This is a genomic window from Rhizobium sp. RU33A (genome assembly GCF_900156055.1).
Lineage (GTDB): Bacteria > Pseudomonadota > Alphaproteobacteria > Rhizobiales > Rhizobiaceae > Allorhizobium.
This window is the reverse complement of the sequence record NZ_FTMQ01000002.1, coordinates 726173-747422: the sequence shown is the minus strand read 5'-3', so window position 1 is coordinate 747422 and position 21250 is coordinate 726173. Positions and strand designations below refer to the sequence as shown.

The 21250-nt window shown below is 61.2% G+C and carries 20 protein-coding genes; 10 read left to right on the top strand and 10 right to left on the bottom strand.

Annotated elements, in window-relative coordinates:
- Position 1: 1 nt before the first annotated feature.
- Entirely contained in the window at positions 2-1282 is a 1281-nt protein-coding gene (gene sbmA, locus BW978_RS09495; RefSeq protein WP_076394376.1) for a peptide antibiotic transporter SbmA, read from the bottom strand.
- A gap of 215 nt (positions 1283-1497) precedes the next feature.
- Between sbmA and BW978_RS09490 the strand changes: the two genes are divergently transcribed.
- Positions 1498-1734, top strand: a complete 237-nt coding sequence (locus BW978_RS09490; RefSeq protein ID WP_076394374.1) for a hypothetical protein — start codon at positions 1498-1500, stop codon at positions 1732-1734.
- Positions 1735-1894: 160 nt separating this feature from the next.
- On the opposite strand, the gene map is transcribed toward BW978_RS09490, so the two are convergent.
- Both map and BW978_RS09480 read right to left on the bottom strand, forming a co-directional pair.
- The gene (map, locus tag BW978_RS09485) at positions 1895-2647 is read right to left on the bottom strand and encodes a type I methionyl aminopeptidase (protein WP_076394372.1); all 753 of its coding nucleotides are present in this window, start codon (positions 2645-2647) and stop codon (positions 1895-1897) included.
- Between the two features lie 67 nt (positions 2648-2714).
- Positions 2715-3761, bottom strand: a complete 1047-nt coding sequence (locus BW978_RS09480; protein ID WP_076394370.1) for an LLM class flavin-dependent oxidoreductase — start codon at positions 3759-3761, stop codon at positions 2715-2717.
- A gap of 231 nt (positions 3762-3992) precedes the next feature.
- Here BW978_RS09480 and BW978_RS09475 point away from each other — a divergent pair, with 231 nt between their 5' ends.
- From BW978_RS09475 to xdhB, 3 genes are all read left to right on the top strand, one after another.
- On the top strand, positions 3993-4766 hold the full coding sequence (locus BW978_RS09475) for a 3-hydroxybutyrate dehydrogenase (RefSeq protein ID WP_076394368.1): 774 nt from the start codon (positions 3993-3995) through the stop codon (positions 4764-4766).
- 98 nt (positions 4767-4864) lie between these two features.
- Complete coding sequence (xdhA, locus tag BW978_RS09470) at positions 4865-6337, top strand: xanthine dehydrogenase small subunit (RefSeq protein ID WP_076394366.1); 1473 nt, start codon at positions 4865-4867, stop codon at positions 6335-6337.
- 2 nt (positions 6338-6339) lie between these two features.
- The gene (xdhB, locus tag BW978_RS09465) at positions 6340-8676 is read left to right on the top strand and encodes a xanthine dehydrogenase molybdopterin binding subunit (RefSeq protein ID WP_076394364.1); all 2337 of its coding nucleotides are present in this window, start codon (positions 6340-6342) and stop codon (positions 8674-8676) included.
- A 4-nt stretch (positions 8677-8680) separates the two neighbouring features.
- On the opposite strand, the gene BW978_RS09460 is transcribed toward xdhB, so the two are convergent.
- A complete protein-coding gene (locus BW978_RS09460; protein WP_139330414.1) occupies positions 8681-9565 on the bottom strand; it encodes a hypothetical protein in 885 nt (294 codons plus the stop codon).
- 127 nt (positions 9566-9692) lie between these two features.
- Between BW978_RS09460 and xdhC the strand changes: the two genes are divergently transcribed.
- The 6 genes from xdhC (at position 9693) to BW978_RS09425 (ending at position 16198) form a co-directional block, all read left to right on the top strand.
- Complete coding sequence (gene xdhC, locus BW978_RS09455) at positions 9693-10493, top strand: xanthine dehydrogenase accessory protein XdhC (protein ID WP_076394361.1); 801 nt, start codon at positions 9693-9695, stop codon at positions 10491-10493.
- A gap of 404 nt (positions 10494-10897) precedes the next feature.
- A complete protein-coding gene (locus tag BW978_RS09445; protein WP_076394359.1) occupies positions 10898-11797 on the top strand; it encodes a LysR substrate-binding domain-containing protein in 900 nt (299 codons plus the stop codon).
- A gap of 137 nt (positions 11798-11934) precedes the next feature.
- Positions 11935-13167, top strand: a complete 1233-nt coding sequence (gene puuD / locus BW978_RS09440) for a urate hydroxylase PuuD (protein ID WP_076394358.1) — start codon at positions 11935-11937, stop codon at positions 13165-13167.
- Complete coding sequence (gene guaD, locus BW978_RS09435) at positions 13167-14483, top strand: guanine deaminase (RefSeq protein ID WP_076394357.1); 1317 nt, start codon at positions 13167-13169, stop codon at positions 14481-14483. Before puuD ends, guaD begins: the two co-directional genes overlap by 1 nt.
- Before the next feature lie 27 nt (positions 14484-14510).
- Positions 14511-14945: a potassium channel family protein gene (locus tag BW978_RS09430; RefSeq protein WP_076394356.1), complete on the top strand. Its 435-nt coding sequence runs from the start codon at positions 14511-14513 to the stop codon at positions 14943-14945.
- Between the two features lie 107 nt (positions 14946-15052).
- A complete protein-coding gene (locus BW978_RS09425) occupies positions 15053-16198 on the top strand; it encodes an alpha-hydroxy acid oxidase (RefSeq protein ID WP_076394355.1) in 1146 nt (381 codons plus the stop codon).
- A gap of 7 nt (positions 16199-16205) precedes the next feature.
- Here BW978_RS09425 and BW978_RS09420 read toward each other — a convergent pair whose 3' ends face one another.
- The 6 genes from BW978_RS09420 to BW978_RS09395 all read right to left on the bottom strand — a co-directional run bounded on the left by BW978_RS09420 (position 16206) and on the right by BW978_RS09395 (position 20874).
- Positions 16206-16946, bottom strand: coding sequence for a metallophosphoesterase family protein (locus BW978_RS09420; RefSeq protein WP_076394353.1), 741 nt, complete (start codon positions 16944-16946; stop codon positions 16206-16208).
- A 5-nt stretch (positions 16947-16951) separates the two neighbouring features.
- Positions 16952-17308, bottom strand: coding sequence for a hydroxyisourate hydrolase (gene uraH / locus BW978_RS09415; RefSeq protein ID WP_076394351.1), 357 nt, complete (start codon positions 17306-17308; stop codon positions 16952-16954).
- Positions 17305-17805: an ureidoglycolate lyase gene (locus BW978_RS09410; RefSeq protein ID WP_076394349.1), complete on the bottom strand. Its 501-nt coding sequence runs from the start codon at positions 17803-17805 to the stop codon at positions 17305-17307. Before BW978_RS09410 ends, uraH begins: the two co-directional genes overlap by 4 nt.
- A 105-nt stretch (positions 17806-17910) precedes the next feature.
- Positions 17911-19236 carry an MATE family efflux transporter gene (locus BW978_RS09405; protein WP_076394347.1) on the bottom strand — a complete coding sequence of 442 codons (1326 nt, stop codon included), beginning with the start codon at positions 19234-19236 and terminating at the stop codon, positions 17911-17913.
- Between the two features lie 19 nt (positions 19237-19255).
- Positions 19256-19600 carry a MarR family winged helix-turn-helix transcriptional regulator gene (locus tag BW978_RS09400; RefSeq protein ID WP_210216982.1) on the bottom strand — a complete coding sequence of 115 codons (345 nt, stop codon included), beginning with the start codon at positions 19598-19600 and terminating at the stop codon, positions 19256-19258.
- A 233-nt stretch (positions 19601-19833) separates the two neighbouring features.
- A complete protein-coding gene (locus BW978_RS09395) occupies positions 19834-20874 on the bottom strand; it encodes a glutamine synthetase beta-grasp domain-containing protein (RefSeq protein WP_054148429.1) in 1041 nt (346 codons plus the stop codon).
- Between the last annotated feature and the right edge of the window lie 376 nt (positions 20875-21250).

Here is a 21250-nt window from a genome sequence, read left to right as displayed (position 1 = left end):
CTCAGTAGGGCCGATCTGCGGCAATCTCGCCTTCGGCTGCCTCGCGCTCGAGGTAGCGCTGGTCGATCGCCGGCAGCGGTTCGCCTTCGATCGCCGCCTCGAAGGCTTTTAGACGCTTGTGGATAGACAGGAGTTCGATGATCGTTGACCAGTAGCTCACGAGATACTGGAAGCTGTCCGTCACCTGGCCGAAGGCGGTGGCGATCTGCTGCCAGAGACCCATGGTGATCTTGCCGGCGACGATGGTCGGGATGAGAATGAAGGTCAGGAAGATCGCGTCGAGCTGGCCATAGGTATATCGGGCAACGTTGAAATAGGTGTAGTGCCAGTACATGCGGAAATAGTTGCGGCGCACGTTCGTGAAGAGCTCGCGGACGGTCACCGGCTGGGCACGATCCGCATTGTCCTCACCATAGACCAGCTCCTTGCGGAACGCGGCTTCGACACGCTGGTTGCGGAAGTTGAGGCCCGGCAGCTTGATGCCGGCGACCATTAGGAGAATGGTACCGAAAGCGGACCAGAAGATCGCCAGCCAGAAGAGCGCATGCGGAACAGCGCCGATGATCGGCAGCTCGCTGACATTTTCCGACATCCGGAAGAGGATCGGCAAGAAGACGACAAGCGTCATGACCGAGTTGATCAGGGCAACACCAAGGCCTTCGAGGATGTTCGCAAAGCGCATCGTGTCTTCCTGAACACGCTGCGAGGCACCTTCGATGTGACGCAGCTTGTCCCACTTCGACAAGTAGAAGTCGTTCATCGCATTGCGCCAGCGGAACACATAGTGGTTGGTGAAGAAGGCCGTGAACACTGAAAGCGTTACACCGACCATGCCGATTTCGAGGAAGCGCAGCTGCAATTCGTAGAGCTGGCCCGCAGTCACCGTACCGTCGCCGTTCAGCGCCTGCTGGAACAGGTCAAAGAAGGGGCCGCGCCAGTTGTTGACCGCCACCGAGATCTGCACGCTGAAATAGGCGATGAAGATGATGAAGGCCGAGCCCCAGATTGACCAGTTGGTCCAGGGATGATCCTTGGCCATTACCTGCCAGACAGCACCGAAGATCAGCACGAAGATCGTGAAGTAGAGGTAGAACCAGAGATTGTCGGGTGTGAAGAAAAAGGCGAGCCCGACCGGTGGCGTCTGCCCTTCGGCCAGCGGCGGCAAGCCGATCGCGGCGCCCATCTGCGGGCCGACGGTATACCAGATGATAATGCAGACAAGCGTCCATACAGCGGCCGAGGTGAAGAACAGCTTTGGCTGCGGAAAGAAGGAATGAAACACGCGGAAAACCTTCGTGTGGGAGAAGTCCTGTAGAACCTGGCGGAACCTAGGGCAGAAGGTTCCGTCCAGCAATGGCATCGCCAAATTGTGGCAGAATTACCCCCGCCAAAATTAAGGGTTTGTAAGGTTGGGCAGAAGCGATGCGGTCTCAAGCTTTTCTTGCCTCCTGCCCAAAAACCGCTAGGGAAGTGCCAAAGCTTTTTCAGGAGTGCCCCATGAGCGATCTCAGCCTGCAGCAGGCCATCGACAACATCTACACCTCGATCAACAACGACAACGAAGACATCGACCTTCACATTGCAGCCCTGAAAGCCGCAATGGCCAAGGAAGGCGTCAAGGAAGCCGTGTTCGAGCCGTCCAAGCTCGCCCAGTCGAATCGCCAGGGCCGCAAGATCATGCAGTCCTATTTCAAGAAGAAGGGCGTTGCCGTCGGCTTTTCGAAGTCGGAGTAACGAACCGCCTAGCCGCCGCACTGTCTGTTCCAGAATTGCCTTGGGCGTGGCGAAAATGGTGATTTCGAGAACCGGAGCGGAGCGTACATTCGGTACGTGAGCACCGGAAGCGCAGACATCGCCATTTGCAGCCCGCCAAGGGGAATTATCGAACAGACGCTCAGTCGGCGAGCGTCAATACCAGTGGCCCGTTCTTCGTCACCACGATCGTGTGTTCGAACTGCACGGTCGGCGCGCGTGGCTCGCTGTAGAGCGTCCAGTTGTCCTTGTCGCCGTCCTCGGCCCATTGGCCGCCGAGCGAGAGAAATGGCTCGACGGTAAACACCAGCCCCTCCTCCATGATCCGCGTCTCATCCGGATCTGGCCAGGTCGAAAGTTCTGTCGGCTCCTCGTGCAACGAGCGGCCAACGCCGTGGCTGGCGAGATTGGTGATCAGCGTATAGCGGTTCTTGCGGGCAAAGGCGCCGATCGAATTGCCGATATCGGCCAGCGGCCGGCCGGTTTTCACTTGGTTCAGCCCGACCCAGAGCGCGCGTTTGCCGTCGCGCAGCAGTCGTTCCTGCTTGGCCGTGCCCGGCGGCACGATGAACGACGAGCCGGTATCGCCGAAATAGCCGAGCTTCTCCGCAGACACATCGATATTGACGAGATCACCCGCCTTGATCACCCGTTCGCCGGGAATGCCATGCGCGATCTCCTCGTTGACGGAGATGCAGGTGGCGCCGGGAAACTGGTAGCAGAGCTCCGGCGCCGATCGGGCGCCATTGTCTTCAAGTAGCTTTCGGCCGATCAGATCGAGTTCGCGCGTGGTGATGCCCGGTTGGAGTGCTGCCGCCATCACCTTAACGGCGGTCGCACAGATACGGCCGATATCCTTGAGACGGACGAGGTCCTCTTCGGTTTCAACAATCATAAGGGGTCCTCGCAGTCTTCGGGGCGCAGGCCCTCAGGGCAGCAGCCCACGGGGGCAAGGCCGCTGCTTACGCAGCCGACGCCTTCTCCGTCAATGCCTGGCGCACCAAGGGGGCTACTTTCGTGCCGTAAAGCTCGATCCCGCGCATGATCTCGATATGCGGCATCGGCCCGATCGCCATCTGCATCAGGAAGCGATCATTCTTGAAGATGCCGTGCATGGCGACGATCTTTTCGGCCACAGCTTCCGGGTCGCCAACGAAGAGAGCTCCACGCGGACCCCGCGAGGCATCGAACTGCGCCCGGTTGGTCGGGCCCCAGCCACGCTCGCGGCCGATCCGGTCCATCACCACCGCCTGTGGCGCGTAAAAGATGTCGGCCGCCGATTCCGTCGTGTCATGGATGAAACCATGCACATTGATCGAGGTCTTCAGCGTCGACGGATCAACGCCAGCCTTGGCGGCACTCTGACGATAGAGATCGAAGAACGGCGCAAAGCGATGCGGCTCGCCGCCGATGATGGCAAGGCCGAGCGGCAGGCCGAGATAACCGGCGCGCGCTGCCGACTGGGGCGTGCCACCGATCGCGATCCAAAGCGGAAGCAGATCCTGCAGCGGACGGGGATAGACGCCCCGGCCCTGGATAGGCTTCCGGGTCTGGCCTTCCCAGCTGACGATCTCGTTCTCGCGGATCTCCATCAACAGCTGCAGCTTTTCGGCAAACAGCAGGTCGTAGTCTTCGAGGTCATAGCCGAAGAGCGGAAAGCTCTCGATGAAGGAGCCGCGACCGACCATCATCTCGGTGCGACCGTTGGAGAGCAGATCGACCGTCGCATATTGCTGGAAGACGCGCACCGGATCATCCGAAGAAAGCACCGAGACGGCGCTGGTCAGCCGGATGTTTTTGGTCTGCACGGCCGCAGCGGCAAGAATGGTCGCCGGTGAGGACGCCATGTAATCGGGGCGGTGATGTTCGCCCAAGCCAAAGACATCGAGACCGACCTCGTCCGCCAGCCGGATTTCCGCCAGGAGTTCATCGACACGGCGCTTGGCATCCGCACCCTTGTTGGCGGCATTCGGGTCGACATCGGCAAAGGTGTAAAGTCCGAGTTCCATGGCAAGACTCCTGATTGCGTGTGTTGGCTCAGACATAGAGATTTGCGGCTGCAGACAAAAGGGCCCGCCATCGAACAGTGTGTCTCCCCGCAATTGCTCTGCAGCGATGGGCCGCGTCGGCTGCGTCAAAAGGTCGTTGCGCCGGAACTTCCTTTAGGACTAACCTTTCCCTTCGCGGGCGCAACATCACGCCCGTGATCCATCGGCATCCGTCGAGAAGGAAGCATTCACATGAAAAAAACTGTTGTCATTACCGGCTCCACCAGTGGGATCGGCCTTGGAATCGCCCGTGCCTTTGCCGCTGAAGGGGCCAATGTCGTGATCAACGGCTTCGGCGATGCCGCCGAAATCGAGAAGGCGCGCAAGTCTCTGGAAGCGCATGGTGGTAAGGCGCTGTACCACGGCGGCGACATGACCAAGCCGGCCGAGATCGCCGACCTGATCGCCACCGCCGAGAAAACCTTTGGCGGCGTCGATGTGCTCGTCAACAATGCCGGCATCCAGCATGTCTCCCCGGTCGAGGACTTCCCCATCGAGAAATGGGACCAGATCATCGCGATCAACCTGACCAGTTCCTTCCACACGGTGCGGGCGGTCGTGCCCGGCATGAAGGCGAAGAAAAAAGGGCGCATCATCAACATCGCCTCGGCCCACGGCCTCGTCGCCTCGCCCTACAAGTCCGCTTATGTGGCAGCCAAGCACGGCATTCTCGGCCTGACGAAGTCGGTCGCGCTCGAAGTCGCCGAATTCGGCATCACCATCAACGCGATCTGCCCCGGTTACGTGCTGACACCGCTTGTGGAAAAGCAGATCCCGGACACAGCCAAGGCCCGCGGCATCTCCGAAGAACAAGTGAAGACCGAGGTCATGCTGCGCCTGCAGGCCACCAAGGAATTCGTGTCGATCGACGAGGTCGCCCAGACCGCGATCTTCCTCGCCAGCGACGCTGCCCGCCAGATCACCGGCACATCGATCTCCATCGACGGTGGCTGGACCGCACAATAGACTTGAAAGATAACGCTGTGCCGCCCACCATTGGTCACGTGGTCGGCGCAGCGCCGGCGTTCGCAGCGAGGACGTCTCCAGGGGGACAAAAGACATAGATGGCAGACAGCATTCGTTTCATCCTGAACGGCGAGGAGATCGCCCTTTCCAGCCTCGATCCGACCGAGACGCTGCTCGACTTCCTACGGCTCAAGCGCCGGCTGAAGGGCTCCAAGGAAGGCTGCGCGGAAGGCGATTGCGGCGCCTGCACGGTGCTGGTCGGCCGGCTGGTCGGCGGCAAGCTGAGTTATGAAACGGTCAATGCCTGCATTCGCTTCGTCGGCTCGCTGAACGCCACGCATGTGGTGACGGTCGAGCACCTGGCCGCCAGGGACGGCACATTGCACCCGGTGCAGCAGGCCATGGTCGACTGTCATGGCTCGCAATGCGGCTTCTGCACGCCTGGCTTCGTCATGTCGCTCTACGGGTTGTGGCTGACCTCGGAGAACCCCAACCGTGCCCAGATCGAACGTGCACTGCAGGGCAATCTCTGTCGCTGCACCGGTTACGAGCCGATCGTGAAGGCCGCCGAACAGGTTGGCCACATCAGGCCCTCCGCCCTTTTCGACCCGCTGGAGCGTGAACGCGCCAATATCATCGCGCGGCTGGAAGAGTTGGCGACCCGCGAGACAATCGCGCTGTCAGGTCCCGATGGTCGCCGTCTCGTCGTGCCCGGCAGCGTCGAAGGCCTGGCCGAAACCTTGGCCGCCCATACCAAGGCAACCGTGGTTGCCGGTGCGACCGATGTCGGTCTCTGGGTCACCAAGCAGATGCGTGTCCTCGACCCTGTCGTCTTTATCAACCACCTGGAAGAGCTGCAGAAGATCACGGTCACGCCTGAAGGCATCACCATGGGCGCCGGCGTCAGTTACTCAAGCGCTCTGGACGTCTTGAGAAAAGAAATCCCCGCCTTCGGTCGCCTGATCGAACGCATCGGCGGCCAGCAGGTGCGCAACATGGGCACGATCGGCGGCAATGTCGCCAATGGCTCGCCGATCGGCGACAGCCCGCCGGCGCTGATCGCGCTTTCTGCCACCGTAACCCTGCGCTCAGCCTCGGGCATCCGCACCATGCCGCTCGAGGATTTCTTCATCGACTACGGCAAGCAAGACCGCCAGCCGGGCGAATTCGTCGAAAGCATGTTTGTGCCGCGCCCAAAGGCGGGCAGCCACGTGGCGATCTACAAGATCACCAAGCGCCGCGACGAGGACATCTCCGCGCTCTGCGGCGCGTTTCATATGAAAACCGATGCTGACGGCGTGGTCACCCATATCCGCATCGCATTCGGCGGCATGGCGGCAACGCCGAAACGCGCTCGCGCCGTCGAGGCAGCGCTTTACGGGAAGCCCTTTACGCAAGCGACGGTGGAAGCCGCCCGCGACGCCTTCGACCTCGACTACAAGCCGCTCACCGACTGGCGCGCAACAGCCGAATACCGCCAGCTGACGGCGAAGAACCTGCTGACGCGGTTCTTCCTCGAAGTGTCAGGCACGCCGCAAGAACTACAGCGCTTCGCGACGGAGGAGGCGTGATCATGGATAAGGCGACCTACGAGACGACCAAATACATCAAGGGGCCGATGCACCAGTCGCTCCGGCATGATTCAGCGCACAAGCATGTCGCCGGAAGTGCCGAATATATTGACGATATTCCGGAACCCGCCGGCCTCCTGCATGGTGCGCTCGGCATGGCGGACCGCGCCCATGCGGAGATCCTGTCGATCGACCTCTCGGCGGTGAAGGCCTATCCGGGCGTCGTCTGCGTGCTGACGGCCGACGACATCACCGGCGTCAACGATGTCTCCTCCGGTGGCCGGCATGACGAGCCGCTCATTGCCACCGACAGAATAGAATTCCACGGCCAGACGATCTTCGCCGTGATCGCTGAAACCCGCGATGCTGCCCGGAAGGCCGCCCGCCTCGCCAAGGTCGAATATCGCGACCTGCCCTTCTGGACCGATATCGACGGCGCACTCGACAATGGCAGCCCGCTCGTCACCCCCGGCATGACGCTGAAGCGCGGCACGCCGGAGACCGAACTCGACAAGGCGGCCCACCGCATCCAGAGCTCGATGCGCATTGGTGGTCAGGAGCATTTCTATCTCGAAAGCCACATCGCGCTCGCCATTCCCGGCGAAGACGACGACGTCACTGTCTGGTCCTCTACCCAGCACCCCTCCGAAATCCAGCACATCGTCGGCCATGTGCTCGACATCCCCTCCAACGCCATCACCGTCAACACCCGGCGCATGGGCGGCGGCTTCGGCGGCAAGGAAACCCAGGGCAACCAGTTTGCAGCCCTTGCGGCCCTGGCCGCCAAAAAGCTCAATCGCGCGGTGAAATTCCGCCCGGACCGCGACGAGGACATGGGCGTCACCGGCAAGCGCCATGACTTCAAGATGGATTTCGACGTCGCCTTCGATGGCGACGGAAAGATCCATGCGATCGAGGCCAACTTCGCCGCCCGCTGCGGCTATTCCTCCGACCTCTCCGGCCCGGTCACCGACCGCGCCCTCTTCCATGCCGATTCCAGCTATTTCTATCCGCATGTGAAGCTGACCTCGCAGCCGCTCAAAACCCACACCGTCTCCAACACCGCCTACCGCGGCTTTGGCGGCCCCCAGGGCATGCTGGGCGCCGAACGGGTGATCGAGGAGATCGCCTATGCGCTGGGCAAGGACCCGCTCGAGGTCCGCAAGGCCAATTTCTACGGCGAGAAGGGCTCAGGCCGCGACGTCACCCCCTACCACCAGCAGGTGGAAGACAACATCATCCTGAAGGTCGTCGAGGAACTCGAAACCTCCTGCGACTACCAGGCGCGCCGCCAGGCGATCATCGACTTCAACAAGACGAGCCCGGTCATCAAGAAGGGCATTGCCCTCACCCCGGTGAAATTCGGCATCTCTTTCACCATGACAGCCTTCAACCAGGCGGGCGCGCTCGTCCATATCTATCAGGACGGCTCGATCCACCTGAACCATGGCGGCACCGAGATGGGCCAGGGCCTCTATACCAAGGTTGCCCAGGTCGTCGCCGACTGTTTCCAGGTCGATGTCGACACGGTGAAGATCACGGCAACGACCACGGCCAAGGTGCCGAACACCTCCGCCACCGCCGCCTCGTCAGGCTCGGACCTGAACGGCATGGCGGCATACGACGCCGCTCGCCAGATCAAGGAACGGTTGGTCGCCTTTGCCGCTGAGAAGTATGTCGTGCCGGCCTCGGAAGTCGAGTTCCTGCCGAACCGCGTACGCGTTGGCGAGCAGATCTTCACCTTCGGCGATTTCGTCAAGCAGGCCTATTTCGGCCGCGTCCAGCTGTCTGCGGCCGGCTTCTACAAGACGCCGAAGATCCACTGGGACCGCGCCGCCGGTCGCGGTACGCCGTTCTACTACTACGCCTATGGCGCCGCCTGCACGGAAGTCTCGATCGACACGCTGACCGGCGAATATCTGATGGACCGCACCGATATCCTCCACGATGTCGGCAAGTCGCTGAACCCGGTCATCGACATCGGCCAGATCGAAGGCGGCTTCGTCCAGGGCATGGGCTGGCTGACGACGGAGGAACTCTGGTGGGACGGCAAGGGACGGCTGCGCACCCACGCCCCCTCGACCTACAAGATCCCGCTCGCCTCGGATCGGCCGAAGATCTTCAACACGCGGCTGGTGCCTTGGTCTGAGAACGCCGAGCCCACCATCGGACGCTCCAAGGCCGTCGGCGAGCCACCGTTCATGCTGGCGATCTCGGTGCTGGAGGCGCTGTCGATGGCGGTGGCCTCGGTTGCGGATTACCGTGTTTGCCCGAGACTGGATGCGCCGGCCACCCCGGAGCGAGTGCTGATGGCGGTGGAGAGGTTGAAGCGAGCCTGAAAGCTCAGCGCAGGGCGGATCGCATCAGGTACAGCATGGCTGCAAGGATCAGGATCGGCAGCACGAGCAGCTTGACCAGATAGGCCGTTGCAATGCCGATCGAGGCGGCAAACAGATCCGTCGAGATCGCGACGCCATCGCGGATGATCTGCGCATTCGCCGCAGCCGTGGCCGCCATGTCGGAAGCGGCCTGCAGGGTGCCCGTGAATGCCGTGCCGAGACGGTCAAACATGCCGTCCTCTGCCGGCGGGATCCGATCGGTGGGTGTAAGGGCGCCAGCCATTCCTGCGGCCTCGTCATCAAGGCCCGCCGCTGCATGCTGACCGCGCATCTGATCGAAAACCTCGGTCGCATGGGTCCAGGCCCGATCAGTGATTGCATCGCCGGCATAGAAGGCGATTGTATAGGATGCCGGCAACAGAACGGCGCCGAGGACACCCAGCACCATGACCGACCGCGTCAGGCGCTCCAGCATCGGCGGTACCCGCCGGGCGGTCAGCGTCATGCCGGCACAAAACAGCGCGCAGGCAGCAAGCCCGATGGAGGCGACCTTCGCCACGGGCACCAGCACCAGCGACAGGATGCCGGACACGATGGCAAGCCCGAACAGCAGATCAACCATCCGCTCGATCGTGTTGATCACGGGCTGCAGCAATTGTCCGGGGCTGGCGGTGACGGAGGCGACACCCACCCCGCCGGTGATATCCGCATCACGCGCCACGCTCATCACCGAGTTCGCCACCCGCAATGTCGTGTAAAGCGCGCCGCTTCCGAGCGTGACATCTCGGCTGAACCTCGCTGCGATATCCGCCAGCGGATTGACGAGGAAAAGCGCCCCGGCGAAAGCCGCGACAAGCAGCCATACGATCAAGCCTGTGGTTCTAGTCATTACCGCTCCTGAGCTTGCCATGCCGGACCATAACACGGCAGACATGTTACAGGTGCGGTGAAACCTTGGTGGATTAAACCCGAAGCCCTGCTGTCCAGTTCCCACTGCCTGGTGCTAGGATCAGCCCATGATAAGTGTCGCCACCCTCCCCGCCTTCCTCGTTTCCCATCCTGACGCCATTCTCGTAGAAGTCGTCGAGGCCAAAGGCTCGACGCCGCGCGAGGCCGGCACGCTGATGCTGGTGGCCGAAACAGCACTCTGGGGCACGATAGGAGGCGGCTATCTGGAATTCATGGCCATCGACTGCGCCCGCAGGATAATGGCGGGTGAAACGGTGCAAACCGAGCTGGATGTGCCGCTCGGCCCTGAAATCGGCCAGTGCTGTGGCGGGCGGGTACGCCTATCCCTCCGCAGGATCGATCCGACCGTCCCGGAGGCACTTTTGCAACGCCTCGCCGAAGAGCGGGCGCATTTCCCCGAAGTCATGGTCTTCGGCGCCGGCCATGTCGGGCTGGCACTGGCGCAGGCACTCGCCCCTCTTCCATTGAACGCCATACTGATTGACTCACGGCCGCAGATCGATGGTGACGTACCCGAAGGCATCACCTTCCGCCGCGTCGCGATGCCCGAGGCCGAGGTGGCAAAGCTGAAATCGGGCGGTGCCGCCGTCATTCTCACCCACGACCATGCATTGGATTTCCTGATCGGAAAGGAAGCGCTGGGGCGTACTGACCTCGCCTATATCGGCATGATCGGCTCGAAGACAAAGCGCGCCACCTTCGCCTCGTTTCTGGACCGTGAGGGAATTGGCCGGGCGGCAACCAAACGCCTGATCCTGCCCATTGGCGGCAGCACGGTGAAAGACAAACGTCCGGCGGTGATTGCGGCGATGGTGGCGGCTGAATTACTCGCTGTGTTGCTCCCCTGAAGCGACATCCGAACAAGCGGAATCATATCTGCAGAAATGCGTGCCAACCTGCTCTATCTATTGACCTTACATTCACAGGGCCCCGGACCGCATACGATCGAGCAGCAGCCTATGTGACTGTTCCAGCCGACGCTGCATGTCACCCTTGGCCTCCAACCCCACGTCACGTCGCAGGTCCTCCGGCAACGCATCCACGGAGAACCGCCGGCGCCGTTTGCCCGGCGAGAAGACTGCCCGCAGCCATTGTCTGATACCCTCTGATCCGGGCATGAACCGTCCTATCGCGGACACCATATCTGCCTCCACGCGCATGAATTCGTTTCTATCTGATGCGCAGATCATGCCGCCGATTGCCCGCCGGATCCAATTCAATTACGCTGGCTATGCATAAAGAGAGTTGATCCATGAAGCTGTCGCGCCAACTTCCGCTAAACGCCCTTCGTGTCTTTGAGGCCGTGGCGCGCCTGTCGAGCTTCACCAAGGCCGGCGAGGAACTGGGCATGACCCAGACGGCGGTCAGCTACCAGATCAAGCTCCTGGAGGAGCATTTGGGAGAAAGGCTTTTTCTACGTTTGCCACGCCGGATAGAAATGACCGCCACCGGCGAACGTCTCCTGCCTAAGGTGTCCGACGCCTTTACCTTGCTCCAGGAAGCAATGTCAGGCGCAGCACGCGGCGACGACGAGATCCTTGAAATCCACTCCTCGCCCACATTCGCGTCGCAATGGCTGGCCCGCACGCTTGGGGCCTTTCAGTTGCAGCATCCCAACATTGCCGTGCGCCTTTTGCGTGGATCGATCCTCACGGACTTCAATCGTCAGACGGCCGATGTCGCCATCAGGGTCGGCCAGGGTCCCTGGCCTGGCCTCACCTGTCGCGAATTGATCCGGCTTGACTACACGCCCATCCTCAGCCCCAAGCTTGCAGAGACAATAGGCGGGGTAAACGAGCCGGCAGATCTTCTGAAGCTGCCCTGGATCAGCCACGATGACCTTCGGTGGCGCTACTGGTTTCAACTCGCCGGCTTAGAAGCGCCGGCAAAATCCGCGCGACGGCTCGATGCTCTCGGCGTCCTTGATCTCGAAGCCGGTGCCGCCCTTGCCGGCCACGGCGTGGCAATGCTGAGCCCGTTCTATGTGCAGGATGATCTGTTGTCCGGCCGCCTGATTCGGCCTTTCGACATCAGCTGGACCGACGAAAACACCTATTGGCTCGTCTATCCACAGACACGCGGCAAACAGCCCAAAATCAAGGCCTTCGAGACATGGCTTATGGCCACGCTCGAAGCCGAAAAAGCGCCCTGATTTCACGGACTTCTCGGTAAGAAAAGAATCTCTGCATAAATCGCCCTGCAAGGCCCTCCCCGCGTTCGCGAGGGCTTCCCTTGCAGCGCAATATTTTCCACAGTGTCTCGCCGGGAGGACGATAAGGGGAACTTGGAATGTATGAATATGCCATCGCCTGGGAATGGCTGAACTTTGCTGTCCGCTGGCTGCATGTGATCACAGCCATCGCCTGGATCGGCTCGTCCTTCTATTTCATTGCGCTCGATCTCGGCCTGGTGAAGCGCCCAGGCCTGCCCGTCGGCGCCTATGGCGAGGAATGGCAGGTGCATGGCGGCGGCTTCTACCATATCCAGAAATATCTGGTCGCGCCCGCCTCGATGCCGGAGCATCTGACCTGGTTCAAATGGGAGAGCTACGCCACCTGGCTCTCGGGCTTTGCCCTGTTAGCCGTGGTCTATTACGGCGGCGCCGATCTGTTCCTCATCGACCGCACGGTCCTGGACATTGAACCCTGGCAGGCCATCTGTCTGTCGCTGGCGTCGCTGGCCGTCGGCTGGATCCTCTATGACCTCTTGTGCAAATCGCCGCTGGGCAAAAACACCTGGGGCCTCATGGCCTTCCTCTATGTCGTGCTGATCGCCATGGCCTGGGGCTATACGCAAGTGTTCACCGGCCGCGCCGCCTTCCTGCATCTCGGTGCGTTTACCGCCACGATCATGTCGGCCAATGTATTCTTCATCATCATCCCCAATCAGAAGATCGTCGTCGCCGACCTGATCGCCGGCCGCACGCCCGATCCGAAATACGGCGTGATCGCCAAGCAGCGCTCGCTGCACAACAACTACCTCACGCTGCCCGTCATATTCTTCATGCTGTCGAACCATTATCCGCTGGCCTTTGCCACCGAGTTCAACTGGGTGATCGCAGCGCTCGTCTTCCTGATGGGCGTCACCATCCGCCACTGGTTCAACACCACCCACGCCCGCAGGGGCAAGCCGACCTGGACCTGGCTGGTGACGGTGCTGATCTTCATCGTCATCATGTGGCTGTCGACGGTGCCGAAAGTGCTGACGGGCGAGGAAGAACAGGTGGGGCTTTCGACCCGTGAACAGACCTTTGTTGCAAACGGCCATTTCGAAGCGGTGCGCGATGTCGTACAGGGCCGCTGTTCGATGTGCCACGCAGCCGAGCCCGTCTGGGAAGGCATTGCGCGGGCACCGAAGAACGTGAAGCTGGAAACGGACGGCGAGATCGCCGCCCATGCCCGTGAAATCTATCTCCAGGCCGGCCGCAGCCATGCCATGCCGCCCGGGAACATCACCGATCTCTCGCCCGAAGAGCGCCAGTTGCTCGTCGCCTGGTACGAGACGACGGTCGAAGGCAAATGATGACAACTGAGACCCTGATCCGCGGCCGCCTCCTCTCTTTCAACCGTGCACCTGAGCATGCCGGCGACAGCGAGAGCTATCTCTACGAGGAAGACGGCGCGCTGCTGGTCCTCGATGGCAAGATTACGGCTGTAGGCGCCTATGCCGATGTGAAGTCCAAGGCGGGTGCTGATGCGACCGAGATCGACCATCACCCGCATCTGATCCTGCCCGGCCTGATCGATTGCCATGTGCATTTCCCGCAGATGCAGGTAATCGCCTCCTATGCCGCCAATCTGCTGGAATGGCTGAACACCTATACCTTCCCCGAGGAATGCCGTTTCGTCGAACGCGCCCATGCCGAGCGGATCGCCACCCAATTCTTCGACGAATTCCTGCGCCAGGGCACGACCACGGCGGTCGCCTATTGCTCCGTGCACAAGGCCTCCGCCGATGCCTTCTTTGCGGAAAGCCTGCGTCGCGGCACGCTGATGATCGGCGGCAAGGTAATGATGGACCGCAACGCCCCTCAAGGCCTCTTGGACACACCGCAGCTCGGCTATGACGAGACCCGCGCCGTCATTGAGCAATGGCATGGCAAGGGGCGCAACCATGTCGCCATCACCCCCCGTTTTGCCATCACCTCGACGCGCGAACAGATGGCAATGACGCAGAAGCTGGCAGAAGAATTTCCGGACCTGCATATCCAGACGCATCTCTCGGAGAACAAGGACGAGATCGACTTCACCTGCCAGCTTTATCCCGAAGCGACTGACTATACCGACATCTATGCCCGCTATGGCCTGCTCCGGAAAAAGGCCCTCTTCGGCCATGCGATCCACCTGTCGGAGCGCGAGGCGGATGCCATGGCGGAGAGCGGTGCGGTCGCGGTCCACTGCCCGACTTCGAACCTCTTCCTCGGCTCCGGCCTCTTTCCGCTGAAGGCAATCCAGCGGCGGGAGAAGCCCGTGACCGTCGCGGTCGCAACCGACATCGGCGGCGGCTCCAGCTATTCCATGCTGAAGACCATGGACGAGGCCTACAAGATCCAGCAGCTGTTGGGCGAGCGGCTGAACCCGCTTGAAAGCTTCTATCACATGACCCTCGGCAATGCAGTGGCACTCGATCTTGCAGACCGAATCGGCACGCTGGACGAAGGCACGGACGCCGATATCGTCGTGCTCAATGCCGCCGCGACCCCGGCCATGCGGCTCAGGATGGAAACCGTAACATCACTTACGGAAGAACTCTTCCTGCTGCAGACGCTGGGCGACGATCGCGCGGTGGTGGAAACCTATGTGGCAGGCAAGGCCTCGAAGCCCCAATCCGGCCTTTGAAGCAGCCCCGAGGGAGGGTGGGAATCCATGCTGTTGACCAACCTCGCGCTAGGCACGCTGATGATCTCCCTGACCGTGGTGATCCACACCTTCGGCCTGATGGGCGTCACACATGTCATGGCCTGGGTCACCGACCGCATTCGCTTGAATGGCCATAGAAGCCGTCTGCTCGCCATGAACACCGTTGTCATCGGCGTGTTTGCGGTTCTCACAGCCGAAGTCTGGCTTTGGGCCGCTGCCTATAGCGTGATCGGCGTCGTCGACGGTTTCGAGACAGCCCTCTATTTCTCCACCACGACCTTTTCCACCGTCGGCTTTGGCGACGTGGTCCCGCATCCGGAATGGCGCATGCTGGCAGCTCTCGAAGGTGTCAACGGCTTCCTGCTGATCGGCTGGTCGACGGCCTATCTCATTGCCGCCGGCATCCGCGTCGGACCGTTTCGCTTGGGCGAGCATTTCTGACCAGACCAAGAGGTAAAATAGTTTTACCTCTTGGTCGCAATCTCTGTTCCCAGCCGCCTTGCGGCCATGATATGGCGATGAGCAGACTTTTCCGGAGAACCTGTCGCATGGCCCCGATCCTCGAAATCGCAGATCTGAAAACCCTTGCGCGCAAGCGCGTGCCGAAGCTCTTCTTCGACTATGCCGATAGCGGCTCCTATACCGAGAGCACCTACCGGGCGAATGAGAGCGACTTTGCCAGGATCAAGCTGCGCCAGCGGGTACTCGTCGACATGAGCGGCCGCACGCTCGAAACGACCATGGTCGGCGAGAAGGTGAAGATGCCCGTGGCGCTTGCTCCGACCGGTCTCACCGGGATGCAGCATGCCGATGGCGAGATGCTGGCGGCGAAGGCGGCGGAAGAATTCGGCGTTCCCTTCACGCTCTCGACCATGAGCATCTGCTCGATCGAGGACGTCGCCTCCGTCACCACCCGCCCCTTCTGGTTCCAGCTCTATGTGATGCGCGACCGCGATTTCGTGATGAACCTGATCGAGCGTGCCAAGGCCGCCAGATGCTCCGCCCTGGTTCTCACCGCCGACCTGCAGCTGCTCGGCCAGCGCCACAAGGATATCCGCAACAGCCTCGCCGCCCCGCCAAAGCTGACGCCGAAACATCTCTACCAGATGGCGATCCGCCCCCGCTGGTGCTGGAACATGCTGCAGACCAACCGCCGCACCTTCCGCAACATCCACGGCCACGCCAAGAACGTGACCGACCTATCGTCTCTGCACTCCTGGACCGCCGAGCAGTTCGATCCCAAGCTCTCCTGGAAGGATGTCGAGTGGATCAAGAAGCAGTGGGGCGGCAAGCTGATCATCAAGGGCATTCTCGACGTCGAGGACGCCAAGATGGCGGCAAAGACCGGCGCTGACGCAATCGTGGTCTCCAACCACGGCGGACGCCAGCTCGACGGCGCGCATTCTTCCATCGCCATGTTGCCCAAGATCGTCGAGGCCGTCGGCCACAAGATCGAAGTGCATATGGATGGCGGCATCCGCTCCGGCCAGGACGTGCTGAAGGCAATCGCCCTGGGGGCCAAGGGCACCTATATCGGCCGTCCCTTCCTCTATGGCCTCGGCGCCATGGGCAAGGAGGGCGTGACCAAGGCGCTGGAGATCATCGCCAAGGAGATGGACGTGACGATGGCGCTCTGCGGCAAACGACAGCTTGCCGATGTCGACAAGTCGATCATCGCGGAATGCCCGTTCTGAGCTTGCCTCAGGCGATCCAGCCGCTGGAAAGCGCACTCACCCAATCCATCATGCCATGGCGGCGCGCAAGCTCTGCCATGGCGAGATTATCGTAGCGGACCAGCCGGAAACTCGGCTGCCAGCCGCGCTTCGTCTTCTCCAGGATTGCATAGCTGGCAAACGGCGTTGCCGCCTGAGCCTTGTGATAGACGGGCACATCGTAATCGAAGCCGGGGCAGCCGACACTACCGGGATTGACGATCAGCCTGCAATCGCTGAGTTGCACGGCACGCGGAATGTGGCTGTGTCCGCAGAGCAGAAGCCTCGCATCGATACCGTCCGCCAAGGCCTCGATCTCGGCCAGCGGCTTCAGGTGGAAGATGCCGTCGGCCGACAGCGTCTCGGTCCAATAGGTGTTGTCGTCCTCAGGCGTGGCGTGACAGAGGAACACTTCGTCGTCCATGCGCGCCGTTTCCGGCAAGCTCCTGATCCAGTCGAGATGCGCGGCGGACAATTGCGGATAGCTCGGCTTCTCCCAGTCCCCCATCGCCTCGAAGGGACGATCGATGAGCGCTCGATCATGATTGCCGCGCACAGTCAGCGCATTGAGCGGCAGCAGCAGATCGGCGGTGAGACCTGCCTCGAGCGGCCCCGAGAAACAATCGCCCAGATTGAAGACCGTATCGATCCCTTGAGCCTTGATATCGGCAAGCACCGCTTCCAGAGCCAGATGATTGCCGTGCACGTCGGCGATGGCGGCAAAACGCATGTGTCTCAGCTTCCGCGATAGGTGGAGTAGCCATAGGGCGAGAGCAACAATGGCACGTGATAATGCGCCGAGGTGTCGGAGATCCCGAAGCGGATCGGGATCACGTCAAGGAAGGGCGGATCCGTGAGCGTGGCTCCCGTCCCTTTCAGATAATCCCCGGCATGAAAGAGGAGTTCATACTGCCCGATCTGAAATTCCTCGCCGATCAGCATCGGCCCGCCATCGACGCGACCGTCGTCATTGGTGAAGACGGTCTTGATCAGCTCCGCCTCCTCGCCATTCATCCGCATCAGCTGGATGCGCAAGCCCTGGGCGGGCTTGCCGAGGGCCGTGTCGAGGACATGGGTGGTGAGGCCGGTCATATCTGGGGCTCCCGAATCACGAAAGGGGTCTCGAAGAAGAATTCCTCAAGATTGTTGCCGGGTCCGTCACGATCCACAACCAGGAAATCGCTGATCTCGCCGATCGCCATCAAGGGATGGTGCCAGGTGTTGCGCCGATAGTTCACGCCCTGATGCGCGCTCGCGAGAAACACCTGCGGCGCACCGGGCTTGCCGTCCTCATCAGGCGACACCGCGACAAGGAACGGCCGCCCCGACAGCGGTGAAAAGCTCTGGCTGCCGAAGGGATGGCGCTCCATCATGCCGATCTCATAGGGAAAGGCGCGCGGCTGGCCGCGGAAGATGTTGACGATCACCCGCGCCCCCTCGCCCGCAATCTCCGGCGAAAACAGGCCGTGAAACCGCTCGGTCGTGCCGCCATTGATCAGCCGCATGGTCGAAGGATCGGCTTCGATGACCTCGCCGAAAGGCGCGAAACTTTGAGCCGTCAGGGGACGGATGGAGAGCTCGATGGGCAAAGGGGTCTTCTCCCTGGAGATGCGGGTGGCAGCATGTCGGCGGCAAGAGCTCTTTTCCAGCCATCGCACACGATGGGAGGATCAAGACTCGCCGCCGCACCTTCGTCAACCGACAATGCGCGTCAGGCTGTGGAATCGCCAGACCAGTGCCGATGTCGCCAGTGCCAATGCGGATAGGAAGCCGAGCCAGACACCTTGCGGCCCGAGGCCGAGCGGAAAAGCGAGAGCCCATCCAAGCGGGATCGCGACAGGCCAATAGGCGAGGATGGAGATCACCGACGGGATTGCGGTATCGGACATGCCGCGCAGGGCACCCACAAGCGTCGACTGAAGACCGTCGACGACCTGGCTAAGCGCGAAAACAAAGAAGAGTGCGGCAGCCAGTTCGATGACAGCGGGATCTGACGAGATCAGGGCCGCAACCTCGGCCCCGTAGAGACCGAGCAGCAAGGCCGCCCCGGTCAGCCAGACCGTCCCCATCCCGAGCGCCGCAAAGGTGACGCTGCGGACCCGATCAAAGCGCTTCGCGCCCGCCGCCTGGGCGACACGAATGGCAACGGCTCCGGCAATCCCGAGTGGCACCATGTAGAGCAGGGTTCCGACGGAGAGCGCCACCTGATTGGCAGCGAGCGCAACCGATCCAAAGAGACCGATGAGCATGGTCGCGACCGCCATCGCAGCCGTTTCCGCAATATACATCAGGCCGAGCGGAGCCCCCTCCCGCACGAGGGACACCGTATTGACAGGGGTACGCTCGCTTCTCGTCCGCAACCGGACAGTCGACATCGACCATCGCCAGTAGGCAAAGGCCGCAAGCAGCGCAATGCTCTCGGCGACCAGTGACGCAATACCTGCCCCGACAAGGCCGAAGGCCGGCAGAGGTCCAACGCCGTAGATCAGGCAATAGTTGAGCGGGATGTTCAAAGCACAGGCGAGCGCTCCGAAACTCACCCCCATCCAGGGGCGATCAATGGCCTCGAAGGCCGATTTGAAGATCGTAAGGACCGCATAGGGAATGAGAAAGGCTGCGATCAGATGCCAGTAGGCAGTGACCTGCGAGAGCACATCGGCCGGCTGTCCGAAATAGGGCATCAGAAGGAGCGAGGCACTCATCAACAAAGCCGCGCCAGCGCCAGTCACGGCCCCCAGCACCAAACCGGCCCGCAGGAAGGCCGCCACCTGACGACCCTGGCGCGCCCCGAAAGCCATCCCGATGCGGACAGAAATCACCGACAGAAAGCCGTAGATCGCCGCCAGCATGACGGTCGCAATCGCACCCGCAAGGCCCACGGCAGCCAGGGGCACATGCCCGAGCGGCGCGATCATCAGGGAATCCGTCACGGTAATCACGGCACCGGTGCTCAGGCCCACCACGATGGGCACGGCCAGACGCGCGATATCCTTGAGTTCAGTCAAAAAGCTGGGAGTCATGGGAATTGTGTCGTCACGTTCAGGAACATTCAAGACTGCCGCGTGCCTTCTTCAGCAGACGGTCAAGGTCTTCGAGTTCGTCGGGGGTCAGCGCGCGGGAGATGCGATCAGCTGTCTCGGCATAGATCGATTTTTCTTCTGCAATGAGCGCGCTGCATTTGGCCGTCGGTGCCAGAAGCACAGAACGTCCATCGGCACTGTCAGAGAGCTTGTCGAGATAGCCAGCAAGATGCAGCTTGCGCACCATCACCGATGCGGAAGCCCTGCTCACCCGCATCTGATCGGCCAGATCTGCAAGCCGCAGCGGCTTCTCGGCAGCAATCACCAGATAGAGATAGTCGAGTTCCGTTGCGGTCAGGTCCATGGAGCCACTTTTTCGCGACTCCTCTCGCCATCGGAACCACATATGCCACTGCAGGCAGCGCAGACTTTCTTCCAGGTCCATTTCGCACACTCTATATAGTTAGACTAACTAACTATATAGAGTAGATCCGTTTCGCAAGCCCCTGCCCCAAGGATGGACTCGAACAAGCGCGACAAACGAAAACAGCGCCGGTGCTTCCACCGGCGCTGCAATCTTTGAACCTTCGCCTGAAATCAGGCGGCGTTCTTGGCGTAATCGGCCGTCGGCACTTCGGCGATCGTCTTCAGGACGACGGAAGCGATCTGGTAGGGGCAGCCCTGAGAGTTCGGGCGGCGATCTTCCAGGTAACCCTTGTAGCCGTTGTTGACGAAGGAGTGCGGAACGCGGATCGAAGCGCCACGGTCGGCAACGCCGTAGGAGAACTTGTTCCACGGAGCCGTCTCATGCTTGCCGGTCAGGCGCAGATGGTTGTCCGGACCGTAGACGTCGATGTGCTCCTGCCAGTTCTTGGCAAAGGCCGCCATGAGGGCTTCGAAGTATTCCTTGCCGCCAATCTCGCGCATGAAGGTGGTCGAGAAGTTGCAGTGCATGCCCGAGCCGTTCCAGTCGGTGTCGCCGAGCGGCTTGCAATGGAACTCGACGTCGATGCCGTAGGTTTCGCAGAGACGCAGCAGCAGGTAGCGGGCGATCCAGATCTGGTCGGCAGCCTTCTTGGAGCCCTTGCCGAACACCTGGAACTCCCACTGACCCTTGGCCACTTCGGCATTGATGCCTTCGTGGTTGATGCCGGCTTCGAGGCAAAGGTCGAGATGCTCTTCGACGATTTCACGGGCGATGGAGCCGACATTCTTGTAGCCGACGCCGGTGTAGTAAGGGCCCTGCGGAGCCGGATAGCCCTGCTCCGGGAAGCCGAGCGGACGGCCGTTTTCGTAGAAGAAGTATTCCTGTTCGAAGCCGAACCAAGCGCCTTCGTCGTCGAGGATCGTGGCGCGGCTGTTGGACGGATGCGGGGTGACGCCGTCAGGCATCATGACTTCGCACATGACGAGAGCGCCGTTGGTGCGAGCCGGGTCGGGATAGATGGCGACCGGCTTCAGCACGCAATCCGACGAGTGGCCTTCGGCCTGCATCGTGGAGGAGCCGTCAAAGCCCCAGAGCGGCAGCTGTTCCAGGGTCGGGAAGCTGTCGAATTCCTTGATCTGCGTCTTGCCACGCAGGTTCGCTACCGGCTTGTAACCGTCGAGCCAGATATACTCGAGCTTAAACTTGGTCATGGTGCTCTCTCTTCAGTCTCGCGCCATTCATGCGCAACAGAGGGGTGATTCTCCGGGTGCCCGGGAGTCGGACGATAAAAAGCAGGAAGCGTGCCAGTTTGCAGGCCGACAGCGAAATGCGGCCATTTTGTCGCAGGCGACCCACCAAATCGCCGGCATTGCAGGCCTTTCTTTAACAGATTGAGTGCATACTCATGGAACCACAGGCGCGTGTCCGGTGTTGTCAGGCCACCAACGATCACGAAAGCGCTGTGATGATTTTAAATTCATCACTTTTTCTGCTTCCATATTGCCCACAAAATAGGCATTTTGCACTTTTCGTGTGCATTTCAGTTTCAGACGTGGTAGGCATGAACCATCGAGACAACACTCGGTG